Raw genomic sequence first — 13,628 nt, 5'->3', positions numbered from 1 at the left:
TGTCGCTCTCAGGTTGACAGTTAAAGTCGTGCCATAATGCCCGCCGCACTTCTTCTCGATGGACATTTCCCGCTTATGAAAACCGTGGCCATGGCGCTGTTCCCGGACTTCCTGCTGCTCGACATGGCTGGGCCGCTGGAAGTGTTTTCGATTGCCAACCGCTATCTACCGGCGGCCGATCACTACCAGATCCTGACCATCGGCACCGAGCCCGGCCCGTTGCGGGCGTCCAACGGCGTGAGCGTGCAGACCGATCTGCTGTTGGAACAGGCCCAGGCGGCCTATGACCTGCTGCTGGTGCCCGGCGGCCCCGGCGCCTATAACGAATGCCACCCCGCGCTGTTGCCCTGGCTGAGAGTCGCGGCGCCACGGGCCCGGCGTTTTGGCTCGATCTGCACCGGCGCTTTCGTGCTCGGCCACGCAGGCTTGCTGGACGGGCACCGCGTGACCACCCATTGGCACTACACCGAGCGGTTGATCAAGGCGTTTCCCAACGCCATCGTCGAGACCGATCGCATCTATTTGCAGGATGGGCGCCTGATCACCTCTGGTGGCGTCACTGCAGGTATCGACCTGGCCCTGTCGGTCGTGGCCCAGGACCATGGCAAGCAAGTGGCGGTGGATGTGGCCAAGGTGCTGCTGGTGGTGATGAAACGCCAGGGCGGCCAGGCCCAGTTCAGCCCGATGACTGCTGCCGTGGCGCCGCAAGAGACCCCGATCACCCGCGTGCAGAACCACGTGCTGGCGCATCTGGATCAACCCTTTACCATCGAGTCCATGGCCGAGCTGGCAGGCATGAGCGCGCGCCACTTTGCGCGGCTGTTCGCCAAAGACGTGCAGATGACGCCCATGGCATTCCTGCAAGGCGCGCGCATCGACCGGGCCCGACACTTGCTGGAAACCACCGACCTGCCGCTCAAGACCGTGGCCTTCCACGCAGGCTTTGGCAGCGTGCGGCATATGCGCTTTCTGTTCAGCGAAAAACTCGGGCTGAACCCTACCCAATACCGACAACAGTTCAGTTAACGACAGCATGTCCGTCTCAGGCACCCGATTGTCCGTATCGCTCCCCGTGCCAGCATTGTCCTGTCATCGCCAACTGGCAAGATAGCGTCGAGCCCATGGAAAAAGGATGCGCAGGCACTCAAGCACGGGTGTTTCAGCGCTGTGACGGACATGCAAAATGCTACGGCGGTGAGCTTTGGCCCCTACACCTTTCATCGGCAGCAGCGCCTGGTCAGTAAGGCGGGCTGGCCGGTACCGCTGGGCGGGCGAGCCTTGGATATTCTCGCGGTACTCCTCGAAGCGCCTGGGCACTTTTTCAGCAAGGCGACCTTGATCGAGCGGGTGTGGCCCAACAGCGTCGTCGAAGACAGCAACCTGCGCGTGCACATTGCCGCGCTGCGTCGCGCCCTGGACGGCCAACGCTGGATCCTCAATCACCCCCAGCGCGGTTACTGCTTCGCTGCGCCTGCGCAGGACGCGCTGCCGACGCTGCTGCCTCAGCACAACCTGGCTGCGCGTCTGAGCCCGGTGTGTGGGCGCGATGAACTGGTGGGCGTGCTGGCGCGGCGTTTGGCCGCGCAGCGCTTGTCGACCCTCACCGGCGTGGCCGGCATTGGCAAGAGCACACTGGCCCTGGCCCTGGCCGAGCGGGCATTGCCGCGTTATCGCGAAGGCGTATGGTGGCTCGACATGGCCGTTGTGCAAGCGCCGAGCGAACTGCTCGGCAGCCTCGCCAGGGTACTGCAATTGCATTCCACGCCCGACAGTTTCAACGAACTGGGCCGGCGCCTGGCCTCGCGCCAGTTGCTGCTGATACTCGACGGCGCCGACCTGCTGCTGGGCGCGTGTCGACAGCTGCTGCGTGCGCTGCGCGAGACGGCGCCTGGCATCAGTGTGCTGATCACCAGCCGCGAAGCCTTGTTGGCCCCTGGCGAGTGGGTGGTGCGCGTGCCTCGGCTGGCGGTGCCGTCGCCGTCGGCCAATGTCGAACAGGCGATGGCCTGTCCTGCGGTGCAACTGTTCGTGGCGCGCGCGCGTGCCAATCAGCAGGGGTTTAATTTGCGGCCCCAGGATTTGGCGCCGCTGCGCGACCTGTGCCGGCGCCTGGACGGCCTGCCGTTGGCCCTGGAATTGGCGGCCGTCCAGGTGGATGCGTTGGGCATCGGCGGTGTGCAGATGCAAGTACGCACGGGCTTGCAAGTGCTGGCCCGCGGGCGGCGCACGGCGGTGGAGCGCCATCGCTCACTCACCGCGGCCCTGGATTGGAGCTACGAGCGCCTGAGCCTGCCGGAGTGCTGGCTGTTTCTGCAATTGAGCCTGTTCAAGATGGCGGTCACCTTACCTGGCCTGAGTGACATGGTGGCCGGTACCGAGCTTGAACATGCCGACCTGTCTTACCTGCTGGCACGCCTGGTCAACGTCTCGTTGCTGAGCGTCGAGCCCGGCCTGGGCCCGCCGCGCTATCGCCTGCTCAACTGCGTGCGCAGCTACGCCCTGGGGCAACTGCGCGACCCGCGCCAGGTCGAGCGTTTGCAGCAAGGCTACGCGCCTTGCCTGGGCGCGTTCTCAGGCCGGCCGTTTGTCCTGCAACTCGTCGAGCAGGCAGCGCACGCGCAGTAGATCCTGGGTAGCGAAGCCTTCGCTGAAGCGTGCATGGATTGAACCGAGCAAGTCCCTGGCGAGCTGAATGCGCCCCTGCTGTTGCCACAATTGCGCCAGGGATTCGCCGCAGCGCAGCTCCCAGGCCAGGGCGCCTTGCTGGTGCGCCAGGCCCAGGGCTTCCAGCAGCAGGGCTTCGGCGGCGTGCTCATCCTCTAGCTGCAAGGCGTACACCCGCAGAATCTCCGGGGCGCACCAGCCCGCCGCACCACTGCGCGCGCGTTCCAGCATTGGCGCATCGACTGCATGGGCACCGAAGGTGATCAAGGTGTCTTGGATCAGGCCCAGGCCTTGCCAATCCGGGTGGCCAAGAATACCGGCGTAATGCCCGGCCCAGGTCTGGAACAACTGCACCGAATGCTGGTGCGACTGCTCCAGCAGCAGACGTTGCAGGGCTTGGGCATCGTCTTCGGCGCCGTTGTAGCGAGCGATCACCACCCCGGCCAGGGCCAGGGTGTAGCAGATCGAGGTGCCGTGGTTGATCTGTAGCGCCAACTCCAGCGCCTGACTGGCGGTGCGCCAGGCGCGATCGGCAAAGCCTTGCAACCACAGGATTCGCGCCAGCACGGTCAGGGAGGCGACGCTCTGGTCGTATTGCACGCCAACCCCGAGGGCAAAGCGGTTGACGTGACCGCTTTGGGACATGCGCTGCAGCACCTGCTCGGCGTGGTGCCGGGCGAGCGGCTGGTTGCCGGTGTAATGCTGGCCCAGCGCACGCAGCCGCTGGGCGCTAAGGCCCAGCAACGGCTCGGTGCGTGGGTCGAGGCGTTCGAACTGCACACTCAGCGCCTGCGCTGGGCCGTAGCGTCCGGCGCACAGGTTCACCGCCATCAGCCCGGAGACCGCACGCAACTGGCCGCCAAGGTCCTGGGTTGTCTCGGCCAGGCGTGCGGCACCCTCGAATGCCGCAATGGTCCGAGGTGCGGCGCCCATGGCGTGGTAGGAGAGGCTGCCCAGGGCCAATTGCAGTTGCAGGGTCAATTGCGTGCAGGGTGCGGTGACCTGGCCAATCAGCGCCAGCGCCTGGTCCACATAGCCGCCGTGCTCACGCAGCAACGATAACTCTTGCCACAGCGGCATCGCGCTGACCGTCAGGCGGATAGCCAGCAGCTGCGCACCGCCGTCAGCAAAGCCCCAGTCGAGGGCGGCGCGCACGTCTTCGCGCAGCGGTGCGTAACGGTCGATCCACGGCTGTGTGGCGATCAGGTCCCAATCGGCCTGGGCTTGTTCCATCAGCGCCAGGCAGCGTGCAGCGTGGCGCTCTCGCGTGGCATGCAGCTCGCAGGCCTGGCTGAGCTTTTCCAGGGCATAGGTGCGGGTGATGTCCAGCAGGCGATAGACCATCTCGTCATCGCTGGCCTCCACATTCAACAACGACTTGGCTACCAGTTGCGTGATGGAGCCCAGCACTTCGGCGGGGGCTACCTGCTCACCGGCGATCACTGCCGCTGCGCTGACCAGGCTGAAGCCGCCACGAAAGACCGCCAGGCGGCGCAGGCAGATTTGTTCGCACTCGGTGAGCAGGTCAAAGCTCCAGTCGAGCGTGGCGCGCAGGGTCTGCTGGCGGGGCAGGGCAGTGCGTCGCCCACGGGTCAGCAGGCGAAAGTTGTGTTCCATCTGCACCAGCAGGCCCGGCAAACCAAACCGTTCGATTTGCGCGGCCACCAGTTCGATCGCCAAGGGAATGCCGTCCAGGCGCTGGCAGATATCAATCGCCAGGGGCAGTTCAGCGTCGCTGAGGGCAAAGCTCTCCTGGTGAGATATGGCGCGCTCGATCAGCAATTGCATGGCCGGGTAACCCAGGGCCTGGGCGCGGTTGCCGGTGGCGGGCGGGCAGGCCAGCGGTTCAAGGCGCTGTACATACTCGCCTTCGGCGCGCAGGGCTTCACGGCTGGTGGTGAGGATGTGCAGGTGCGGTGCATGGCGCAGCAGGGTTTCAGTGATCAGGGCGATGTCGTCGAGCAGGTGCTCGCAGTTGTCGATCACCAGCAGCATCTGGCGTGCCTGCAGGCTGCGGGCGAGGCTGGCCAGGGCCGTATTTTCGCCCGGTGTCAGGCCGAGCAGGGCGGCCAGGTTGGGCAGGATCATCGGCGCCGCACTGAGCGGCGCCAGGTCCAGCAGGTGAATACCGTCGCGGTAATGCCCGATCAGCAATTCGGCGACGCGCAAGGCCACGGTGGTCTTGCCGATGCCGCCGGCGCCGGTCAGGGTGATAAAGCGTTGCTGCGGCAGTTGTTGTACCAGGGCGTCGATCAGGGCTTGGCGGCCGATCATGCGCGTGCGCCGCAACGGCAGGTTATGGCTGGGGCGTTGGGGCGCACCGTCGGTGGGCAGCGTCATGGGTTCGATGCTCAGTGGCGCAACAAAACTGTAGCCGCGCTGGGCGACCGTGACGATATAGCGCTGCCCGGCCTGGCCGTCACCCAGTGCCTTGCGCAACGCCGCCATGTGCACCCGCAGGTTGCCGTCTTCGACCACACTTTTGGGCCAGACCCGTGCGATCAGCTCCTGCTTGCTCACCACATTGCCGGCGTGCTCCAGCAGGATCAGCAGAATGTCCACCGCCCGCCGCCCCAGGCGCAGCGGGCGACCGGCCTCCAGCACCAGGCGCTGGCGCGGCTGGATGCGGTAGGGGCCGAAATGCACGGCCTGGTCGCTCAAGTCATTCATGGCTGCCCAGGTTCTGGAGGAAGAGAGCGGCCAGCATATTCCAGGTACGTGCAGACCACTAGGCAGCGATCACATCAGGTTTGCTGCGCGAGTGGTGGTTTCGCCAGGTCATCGGGTTGACGCCTTCGCTGCGGGTGAACATATGGCAAAAGTGCGCCTGGTCGCAAAAGCCACATTCCAGGCTGATCTGCGTGAGGCTCAGGGACGAGCCGGTAATCAACTCCTTGGCGCGCTGGATGCGCTGCTGGCGAATCCATTCCTGGGGCGACAGCCCCGTGGTGCACTTGAAGGCGCGGGAAAAGTGGCTGCGCGACAAGGCGCAGGCCTGGGCCAGGTCGGCGATTGCCAGGCTTTCGCCGAGGTTGGCAAGGATCAGTTGCTTGGCGATGCGCTCACGCCGGGGGCACAGGCCACCGGTGGCGGGCAACCGGGGGGCATATTGCTCGAGTCGGGCCATGACAAATATCCGCAGTCGATGGGAACGTTCCCGGTGGATGGGTGCAGTGTAGACGCGCTTCATCTTGTTGCCGGGCCGCCTGGCTGACGAGTTAATCGTTGTTAATTTCGCCAGGTGCGGTGCTGGAAAAGACAGCACAGCTATGCAATCCCTGGCGTGCAGTGCATGCTTCCCTGGCCCTCTGGAAAACGTTTGGATAGCGCCCATGAACCGCAACGATCTGCGCCGCGTCGATATGAACCTGCTGGTGATTTTCGAAGCCTTGATGTTCGAGAAAAACCTGACCCGAGTCGCCGAAAAGCTGTTTATCGGCCAACCGGCAGTGAGCGCCGCGTTGGGCCGTTTGCGCGATTTGTTCGACGACCCGTTGCTGCTGCGCAATGGCCGTGCCATGGAACCCACCGCGCGTGCACTGGCGATACTCAAGGAGCTGCAACCGGCCATGGACACCATCTCGGGCGCCGTCAGCCGTGCCAAGGATTTCGACCCTTCCACCAGCTGCGCGGTGTTCCGTATCGGCCTGTCCGATGATGCGGAGTTCGGGCTGTTTCCGTCGTTACTCAGCCGCCTGCGCGAAGAAGCGCCGGGCATCATCGTGGTGGTGCGCCGCGCCAATTACCTGTTGATGCCCTCGCTGCTGGCCAGCGGTGAAATCTCCGTGGGGGTCAGCTACACCACCGATCTGCCGGCCAATGCCAAGCGCAAGAAACTGCGGGATATCCCCTGCAAGGTCCTGCGCGGGGATGACTGCGAGGCGCCGCTGACCCTGGATGACTACTGCGCCAGGCCCCATGCGATGGTGTCGTTCTCCGGCGACCTGAGCGGCAATATCGACCTGGACCTGGCCCGCATCGGCCGCTCGCGCCGGGTGGTGCTGGCGGTGCCGCAGTTCAGCGGGTTACGGGCGTTGCTGGCGGGCACGCAGATTATCGCGACCGTGCCCGATTACGCCGCGTGCGCGTTGACCGAAGGCACACGCCTGCGCGCCGAGGACCCGCCGTTTGCGATTGATGCGGCGGAGCTGTCAATGGTGTGGAGCGGGGTGCATGACAACGACCCGGCGGAGCGATGGCTGAGGGGCAGGATTGCGGAACACATGGCCCGGGCAACCTAGCTTTGCCTACAATTGTAGGAGCGAGCTTGCTCGCGAAAAACCTGAGGGCGCCACGTTGAACCATTAACCCCGCGTTATCGTTGACGTTCTTCGCGAGCAAGAACTAGGCGTCCCCTCGCTCCTACAAAAAGCCAAACAGCACATACATCCAATTCTCCCCACCGCTCAACGGGCCAGACTCTCCCCATCGTTCAATACCCCGGGGAAGCACTCAGCCATGGATTCAACCGTCAACACCAGCCCCGACGAAGTCGTCACCCTGGTCGTCAAGCACCGGGTCAAACCCGGCTTTGAAGTCGAGTACGAAGCCTGGCTGCGCCGCATCGTGCGCATCGCGGGCGAACGCCCTGGGCACCTGGGTGTTGACGTGGTGCGCAGCCAGCAAAACGGCATGGCGCTGTTCACTTGCGTACTGCGCTATAGCTCGACCAACGCCCTTGAGCTGTGGCTCGGCTCCCCGCAACGCCAGGCCCTGATCGACGAAGCCGCGCCTATGCTCGCGGACGGCGACCAGACCGAAATCGGCGCGGCCAATGAATTCTGGTTCACGCCCCAGGCCGAGGGCGGTGCCAAGCCGCCGCGCTGGAAGCAGGCGATGGTCAGCCTGTTTGTGATCCTGCCGCAAACCTTGCTGCTGCCGTTTATCTGGGGGCCGATCCTGCGGTTGCACCCGTTTCTGTCCAATTACGTGGTCTCCACCTTCCTGGTCACCCTGACCATCGTGTTGCTGGTGGTGTACCTGCTGATGCCGGCGGCCACCCGCCTGTTCGCTCCCTGGCTTGAAGCCTCTGTAAAGGAAACCCTATGAACGCCGATCTGATTCTGTTCAATGGCCAGTTCCACACCGTGGACCGGGAAAACCCACGCGCCACCGCCGTGGCCATCCACCAAGGGCGCTTTGTCGCCGTGGGGACCGACGGCGAAGCCATGGCCCTGCGCGGCAGCGGCACCCAGGTCATCGACCTCAAGGGCCGCACCGTGATTCCCGGCCTCAACGACTCGCACTTGCACCTGATTCGTGGCGGGTTGAACTACAACCTTGAACTGCGCTGGGAAGGCGTGCCGTCCCTGGCCGATGCCTTGCGCATGCTCAAAGACCAGGCCGACCGCACGCCCACGCCGCAATGGGTGCGCGTGGTGGGCGGCTGGAACGAATTCCAGTTCGCTGAAAAGCGCATGCCCACCCTGGAAGAACTCAACCAGGCCGCCCCGGACACCCCGGTGTTCGTGCTGCACCTTTACGACCGCGCCTTGCTCAACCGCGCCGCACTGCGGGTGGCGGGCTACACCAAGGACACGCCAAACCCGCCGGGCGGTGAGATCGTGCGCGACAGCAACGGCAACCCCACCGGCATGCTGGTGGCGCGGCCCAACGCGATGATTTTGTATTCGACCTTGGCCAAGGGCCCGAAACTGCCCCTGGAATACCAGGTCAACTCCACCCGCCAATTCATGCGTGAACTCAATCGCCTGGGCCTGACCAGTGCCATCGATGCCGGCGGCGGTTTCCAGAACTACCCCGATGACTACGCGGTGATCGAGCAACTGGCCAAGGACCAACAGTTGACGGTGCGCATCGCCTACAACCTGTTCACCCAGAAGCCCAAGGAAGAACTCAGCGACTTCAAGAACTGGACCGGCAGCGTCACCCTGCATCAGGGCGATGACTACCTGCGCCATAACGGGGCCGGCGAGATGCTGGTGTTCTCGGCGGCGGACTTCGAAGACTTCCTCGAACCCCGCCCGGACCTGCCGCTGACCATGGAGCAGGAGTTGGAACCGGTGGTGCGCCACCTGGTGGAACAGCGCTGGCCGTTCCGCCTGCACGCCACTTACGACGAGTCCATCTCGCGCATGCTCGACGTGTTTGAAAAGGTCAACCGCGACATCCCGTTCAATGGCTTGCCGTGGTTCTTCGACCACGCCGAAACCATCACCCCGAAAAACATCGAACGTGTGCGTGCCCTCGGTGGCGGTATTGCGATCCAGGATCGCATGGCGTTCCAGGGCGAATACTTTGTCGAGCGCTACGGCGCCAAGGCTGCCGAAGCCACGCCGCCGATCAAGCGCATGCTGGCCGAAGGCGTGCCGGTAGGGGCGGGCACCGACGCCACCCGCGTGTCGAGCTATAACCCCTGGACCTCGCTGTACTGGATGGTCAGCGGCCGCACTGTCGGAGGCCTGGAGCTGCACGCCGAGGGCTTGCCGCGCCTTACCGCGTTGGAGTTGTTCACCCACGGCAGCGCCTGGTTCTCGTCCGAGCAGGGCAAGAAAGGCCAGATCAAGGTCGGCCAATTGGCGGATGTTGCCGCGTTGTCGGCGGACTTTTTCAGTGTCGAAGAAGAAGCCATCAAGTGGATCGAGTCGGTGCTGACAGTGGTCGGCGGCAAGGTCGTGTACGGCGCTGGCGACTTCGAAGATTTCGCACCGCCACGGGTACCGGTGCTGCCGGACTGGTCGCCGGTGGTCAAGGTGCCAGGGCACTGGCGCCCGACGTCGCCGATGCAGGCCCAGGTTCACCAGTGCAGCGGCCCCTGTGGCGTGCATGCCCACAGCCATGAAAAAGCGCGCCTTTCCAGCGTGCCGGTCAGCGACTTCCAGGGTTTCTGGGGTGCGTTCGGCTGCTCCTGCTTTGCCTTTTGAAGAACACCCCCATCCCCAAAGGAGTTACCCATGACTTACAAGCGCTTGAACAAAGACGATGCTGTTGTGCTGTTGGTTGATCACCAGACCGGCCTGATCTCCCTGGTGCAGGATTTCTCCCCCAACGAGTTCAAGAACAACGTGCTGGCCCTGGCCGACGTGGCGAAGTTCTTCAACCTGCCGACCATCCTGACCACCAGCTTTGAAAGCGGCCCCAACGGCCCACTGGTGCCTGAGCTCAAAGAACTGTTCCCCGATGCGCCATACATCCCGCGCCCTGGCCAGATCAACGCATGGGACAACGAAGACTTCGTCAAGGCCGTCAAGGCGACCGGCCGCAAGCAGATCATCATTGCCGGTGTAGTGACCGATGTGTGCGTGGCATTCCCGACCCTGTGTGCCCTTGACGAAGGCTTTGAGGTCTTCGTGGTCACGGATGCTTCCGGTACCTTCAACGAAACCGTGCAACAAGCCGCCTGGGCACGCATGACCGCCGCCGGTGCGCAACTGGTCAACTGGTTCTCCGTGGCCTGCGAGCTGCAAGTGGACTGGCGCAACGACATGGAAGGCCTGGCCAACCTGCTCTCGCCGCGCATTCCCAACTACCGCAACCTGATGAACAGCTACTCGGCGTTCGCTGCCAAGTAACCGGGCCTGTAAAACACTGCAAAACCCTGTGGGAGCTGGCTTGCCTGCGATGGCGGTGTATCAGTCAACAGCATTGCTGGCTGATGCACCGCCATCGCAGGCAAGCCAGCTCCCACATTTGATTGGGTTCACATTTTGGTTTGTGGTGTGACCACTGACAGGCTATAAAACAGCCCATCGTCCCCTGAGAAGCGACAATGAACCCCTTCGAAGACATGCGCCTGTTCTGCCAGGTCATGGAATCCGGCAGTTTTACCGCCGCCGCCGAGCAATTGGGCTTGTCCAAGCAATTTGTCAGCCGCCGCCTGATCCAACTGGAAGAGCGCCTGGGCGTGCGCTTGCTCAACCGCTCTACACGGCGCCTGGACGTCACCCCGCTGGGCCAGAGCTATTACGAGTCGGCCTTGCGCCTGCTCGGAGAGGTGGAGCAGGTGGAGCAGGGCATCGCCGGCCAGAACAGCGAACCGCGCGGCACCATTCGCCTCAGCGCGCCCTTGTCGTTCGCCATGGCGCACCTGGGTTGCCTGCTGCCGTTGTTTTTGCGCCAGCATCCACAGGTCTGCGTTGAAGTCGACCTGAGCGACAGGCCGGTAGACTTGATCGGCGAAGGCTACGACCTGGTACTGCGCATCGGCACCCTGGAAGATTCCACCCTGATCGCCCGGCGGATCGCTGCTATCGAGCGGGTGTATTGTGCCAGCCCCGACTACCTGGCGCTGCGCGGCACGCCTTTGAAACCCGAGGATTTAACCACGCACGACTGCCTGCCCTACGGCCACGGCCGCCAGGTGCAATGGCGCTTCAAGGGCAAGTTGCAAGCCTTGAGCGTCAGTGGGCGCATGCGCGTCAATAACGGTGACCTGCTGCGCGATACCGCGATTGCCGGTTTAGGCGTTACCTATCTACCGACGTTCATTGTCAGCGAGGCCTTGAAGGACGGTCGTTTGGTCAAGGTATTGGAAGACTTCGCGCCTGAGGCCTTGACCCTGTCGGCGGTGTACCCGCAGCACCGCCAGAGCTCACGCCCGGTGCAAGCGCTGGTGGAGTTCCTGCGCGAACGCCTGGCTAGCGGCTGCTGAACAGTTGGCGGATCAGGTTGGGCGTGCTGCCCGTCCACCGCTTGAACGAGCGCCGAAAATTCGCCGCATCGTTGAAGTTCAGGTACGCCGCCACTTCCTCGTTACTCAAGCCCTTGGCCTGGTACAGGTGCAACGCCACGTGCTTGCGCACCCGGTCGACCTGTTGCTGATAACCCGTGTCGTGCCGTTGCAACTTGCGCTTTAGCGTGGCCGGGCTCATGGCGAAGGTGTGCGCGGCCTGTTCCAGGCTCGGTGGCTGGCGCACGTGTTCGCGCAGGTAGCCGTAGAGGCAGTCCAGAAAGCTTGTGGCAAAGCCCAGTTGCTCGATTTGTTCAAGGGCTTGCTGGCGCGCGACCTGGCCCGCGGTGGCTGAAGCGCCCGGCCAGTTGTGGGTGAGGTATTCACGGGGGAGGCACATCATGTCCAGCGGGCGTTCGAAGCGCGTGTGTTCGCCCAGATGCACCCAGTATTGCTCGACGTACCGGGGTTCGGCATGGCTGAAACTGCAGACCCACGGCAAGCGCTGGCCGCTGAGCCATTGGCTCATGGCAACCAGTGAAGTCATGCTGGCTTCCAGCAGAAAGCGCCAGTGTTCGCCAGCGCCGCAACTGTCCAACCAATACAGGTAAGCGTGATGCTCATCCAGCTCCAGTTGCAGCGTGACCAGCGGGCTGAGCAGCACCTGTTGCTGGATCAGAATCTCCAGCGCCTGATGAAGGTTCTGTGCATGCCCCAGCGCATGACTGGCGGCGCCGTAGTAGCCGGGTAGCAGGCGTTGGCCAAACAGGAAACTGCTGTCATCGGCGCCCAGTAATTTGCGGCTGTTGCCGATCAAACCCAGGAACTGCTGCGGGCTCAACCGCGCGGTACCGGCCAGGATGTCTTCGTGGAACAGGCCGGTGCCGCGCAGCAGGCGATGGCTGTCGATGTCCCGGGACAAGCCCAGGTCGATCAGCGTGGCGGGTTGATAATGACCGGGGATGAAGCGGCTGTCGTTTTCATACCAGCTGGTTTTCACGGCCATTTCAGGCACTTTTCGCAAGGGGCTGCTTGGCCCGGGCCAGGCCTATATTCAGCCGCTTGAGCAACTCGTGGGGTGACTCTTGCAAGGCCATCACCACCGCCGTGGTCGCCGCCAGTTGCAGGCGTTCGCCCTGTTGCCGGGTCTTGTGGGCGAGGCTCTGCACCGCGTGTTGCAACTCCAGCGCCAGGCCCTGGGCCTGGCGCTCGCCGGTGTTGGGCAGCAGCACCACAAAACGATCACCCGCCAGGCGGCACAACAGGTCCTGGCGGCGCAGGTTGAGCAACAGCACGTGGCTGACCGCCTGTAGCACCGCATCACCCTCGGCATGCCCGTAGGCCTGGTTGATGGCGGCGAAGTTGTCCAGGTCCAGGGCCAGCAGCGACAGCGGTTGTTGCTGCTCTTGGCTGTCGCGCAGGCTGTCGGCGAGTTGGCGCTTGAGGTAGTCGGCTCCGGCCAGGGGCGTGAGTTTGTCGAACAGCCGATGCTCGCGAAACAACCGCTCGCGTTTTTCCATCTGTGCGCTGATCGCCAGTTGTTCGTGGTGCCAGTGGTAGATGCCAATTGTCAGCAGGATCATGCCCACCGGCATTGGCCCTGACTCCAGCCAGTGATCCCAGGAGATGCTGTCAGGCAGGCGGATGAATTCGTCGAGGCTGTCGATCCACCAGGAAAAAAAGATGCACGACAGCCCCAGTGCCAGGTATTGGGTGACTCGTCCGGCGGGGCGGCTTTTCAACACCAGGCCCAGCCAGATCAGCGCGAGCAGCGCCGAACCGCCTTCGCCGATGATATCCAGCCATACCCATTCGCTGATGCTTTTGAGCTCGCCGCAGGCCAGGTGCAGGATCAGTCCGAGGTTGGCGGCGATCAGTAGCAACGCGAGTTTCCAGCGGTGGGGTTTGAGTACGGAAAGCATGGCCACGGGTCCTTGGGCAAATAAGCGATGGGCGCCAGCACAGCAGATGGATGTGACGGTTGGATGACGGGGTGGGAGGGTCGAATCAGCTCATGCCCTCGGTGCATTTTTCATGCTGAACATGGACCCCATGTGGGAGCTGGCTTGCCTGCGATAGCGGCCTCCCAGCCGACACCTATCCACCTGACACCCCACCATCCAACTGTGGGAGCGGGCTTGCTCGCGAAGGCGGCTTGCCAGTCAACACGGTTGGATTGTGTACATATCCATTGCTGCGGTAACGGCCGCTTAGGGTTCCGCCCTGACGGCGGGTCACTTTTGGAAGGACCCAAAAGTAACCAAAAGGTCCTCGCCCCACCACTCGGCACCTCGCTTAGGCTCGGTGTGCCCGTAATCCGCCAGTGATTTGGGGG

Annotated in this window: 11 protein-coding genes; 7 read left to right on the top strand and 4 right to left on the bottom strand. The window is 63.6% G+C overall.

What is annotated here, in order from left to right:
- The first annotated feature begins 75 nt into the window (after positions 1 to 75).
- On the top strand, positions 76 to 1,026 hold the full coding sequence (locus V8689_RS16205) for a GlxA family transcriptional regulator (protein ID WP_003191916.1): 951 nt from the start codon (positions 76 to 78) through the stop codon (positions 1,024 to 1,026).
- Positions 1,027 to 1,176: 150 nt separating this feature from the next.
- Positions 1,177 to 2,625 (top strand): winged helix-turn-helix domain-containing protein, encoded by a 1,449-nt coding sequence (locus V8689_RS16200; protein WP_056783854.1) that lies wholly within the window; start codon positions 1,177 to 1,179, stop codon positions 2,623 to 2,625.
- On the opposite strand, the gene V8689_RS16195 is transcribed toward V8689_RS16200, so the two are convergent.
- On the bottom strand, positions 2,572 to 5,334 hold the full coding sequence (locus tag V8689_RS16195; RefSeq protein WP_056783856.1) for an ATP-binding protein: 2,763 nt from the start codon (positions 5,332 to 5,334) through the stop codon (positions 2,572 to 2,574). The genes V8689_RS16200 and V8689_RS16195 overlap by 54 nt on opposite strands.
- Positions 5,335 to 5,392: 58 nt before the next feature.
- Positions 5,393 to 5,791, bottom strand: a complete 399-nt coding sequence (locus tag V8689_RS16190) for a helix-turn-helix domain-containing protein (RefSeq protein WP_003191911.1) — start codon at positions 5,789 to 5,791, stop codon at positions 5,393 to 5,395.
- Between the two features lie 205 nt (positions 5,792 to 5,996).
- Between V8689_RS16190 and V8689_RS16185 the strand changes: the two genes are divergently transcribed.
- From V8689_RS16185 to V8689_RS16165, 5 genes are all read left to right on the top strand, one after another.
- Complete coding sequence (locus V8689_RS16185) at positions 5,997 to 6,905, top strand: LysR family transcriptional regulator (RefSeq protein WP_056783860.1); 909 nt, start codon at positions 5,997 to 5,999, stop codon at positions 6,903 to 6,905.
- 217 nt (positions 6,906 to 7,122) lie between these two features.
- A complete protein-coding gene (locus V8689_RS16180) occupies positions 7,123 to 7,713 on the top strand; it encodes an antibiotic biosynthesis monooxygenase (protein WP_056783863.1) in 591 nt (196 codons plus the stop codon).
- A complete protein-coding gene (locus tag V8689_RS16175; RefSeq protein ID WP_034134486.1) occupies positions 7,710 to 9,548 on the top strand; it encodes an amidohydrolase in 1,839 nt (612 codons plus the stop codon). Before V8689_RS16180 ends, V8689_RS16175 begins: the two co-directional genes overlap by 4 nt.
- Positions 9,549 to 9,578: 30 nt before the next feature.
- A complete protein-coding gene (gene ycaC, locus V8689_RS16170) occupies positions 9,579 to 10,196 on the top strand; it encodes an isochorismate family cysteine hydrolase YcaC (RefSeq protein ID WP_003191905.1) in 618 nt (205 codons plus the stop codon).
- A gap of 197 nt (positions 10,197 to 10,393) precedes the next feature.
- Positions 10,394 to 11,275, top strand: coding sequence for a LysR family transcriptional regulator (locus tag V8689_RS16165; protein WP_056783867.1), 882 nt, complete (start codon positions 10,394 to 10,396; stop codon positions 11,273 to 11,275).
- On the opposite strand, the gene V8689_RS16160 is transcribed toward V8689_RS16165, so the two are convergent.
- Together V8689_RS16160 and V8689_RS16155 are read right to left on the bottom strand one after the other, a co-directional pair.
- Positions 11,262 to 12,299 (bottom strand): AraC family transcriptional regulator, encoded by a 1,038-nt coding sequence (locus V8689_RS16160; RefSeq protein WP_056783871.1) that lies wholly within the window; start codon positions 12,297 to 12,299, stop codon positions 11,262 to 11,264. The genes V8689_RS16165 and V8689_RS16160 overlap by 14 nt on opposite strands.
- Before the next feature lies 1 nt (position 12,300).
- Positions 12,301 to 13,215: a GGDEF domain-containing protein gene (locus V8689_RS16155; protein WP_056783874.1), complete on the bottom strand. Its 915-nt coding sequence runs from the start codon at positions 13,213 to 13,215 to the stop codon at positions 12,301 to 12,303.
- Positions 13,216 to 13,628 lie beyond the last annotated feature (413 nt).

The sequence above is a fragment of the Pseudomonas sp. AK181 genome (genome assembly GCF_051122975.1).
GTDB lineage: Bacteria > Pseudomonadota > Gammaproteobacteria > Pseudomonadales > Pseudomonadaceae > Aquipseudomonas > Aquipseudomonas lactis.
This window is presented reverse-complemented; position numbering and strand designations above follow the sequence as displayed.

Excerpts from the sequence above, each read along its gene's own strand:
- V8689_RS16165 (WP_056783867.1), top strand. The coding sequence starts at position 10,394 with ATGAACCCCTTCGAAGACATGCGCCTGTTCTGCCAGGTCATGGAATCC.
- V8689_RS16205 (WP_003191916.1), top strand. The coding sequence starts at position 76 with ATGAAAACCGTGGCCATGGCGCTGTTCCCGGACTTCCTGCTGCTCGAC.
- V8689_RS16160 (WP_056783871.1), bottom strand. The coding sequence starts at position 12,299 with ATGGCCGTGAAAACCAGCTGGTATGAAAACGACAGCCGCTTCATCCCC.
- V8689_RS16195 (WP_056783856.1), bottom strand. The coding sequence starts at position 5,334 with ATGAATGACTTGAGCGACCAGGCCGTGCATTTCGGCCCCTACCGCATC.
- V8689_RS16180 (WP_056783863.1), top strand. The coding sequence starts at position 7,123 with ATGGATTCAACCGTCAACACCAGCCCCGACGAAGTCGTCACCCTGGTC.
- V8689_RS16155 (WP_056783874.1), bottom strand. The coding sequence starts at position 13,215 with ATGCTTTCCGTACTCAAACCCCACCGCTGGAAACTCGCGTTGCTACTG.
- ycaC (WP_003191905.1), top strand. The coding sequence starts at position 9,579 with ATGACTTACAAGCGCTTGAACAAAGACGATGCTGTTGTGCTGTTGGTT.
- V8689_RS16200 (WP_056783854.1), top strand. The coding sequence starts at position 1,177 with ATGCAAAATGCTACGGCGGTGAGCTTTGGCCCCTACACCTTTCATCGG.
- V8689_RS16190 (WP_003191911.1), bottom strand. The coding sequence starts at position 5,791 with ATGGCCCGACTCGAGCAATATGCCCCCCGGTTGCCCGCCACCGGTGGC.
- V8689_RS16175 (WP_034134486.1), top strand. The coding sequence starts at position 7,710 with ATGAACGCCGATCTGATTCTGTTCAATGGCCAGTTCCACACCGTGGAC.
- V8689_RS16185 (WP_056783860.1), top strand. The coding sequence starts at position 5,997 with ATGAACCGCAACGATCTGCGCCGCGTCGATATGAACCTGCTGGTGATT.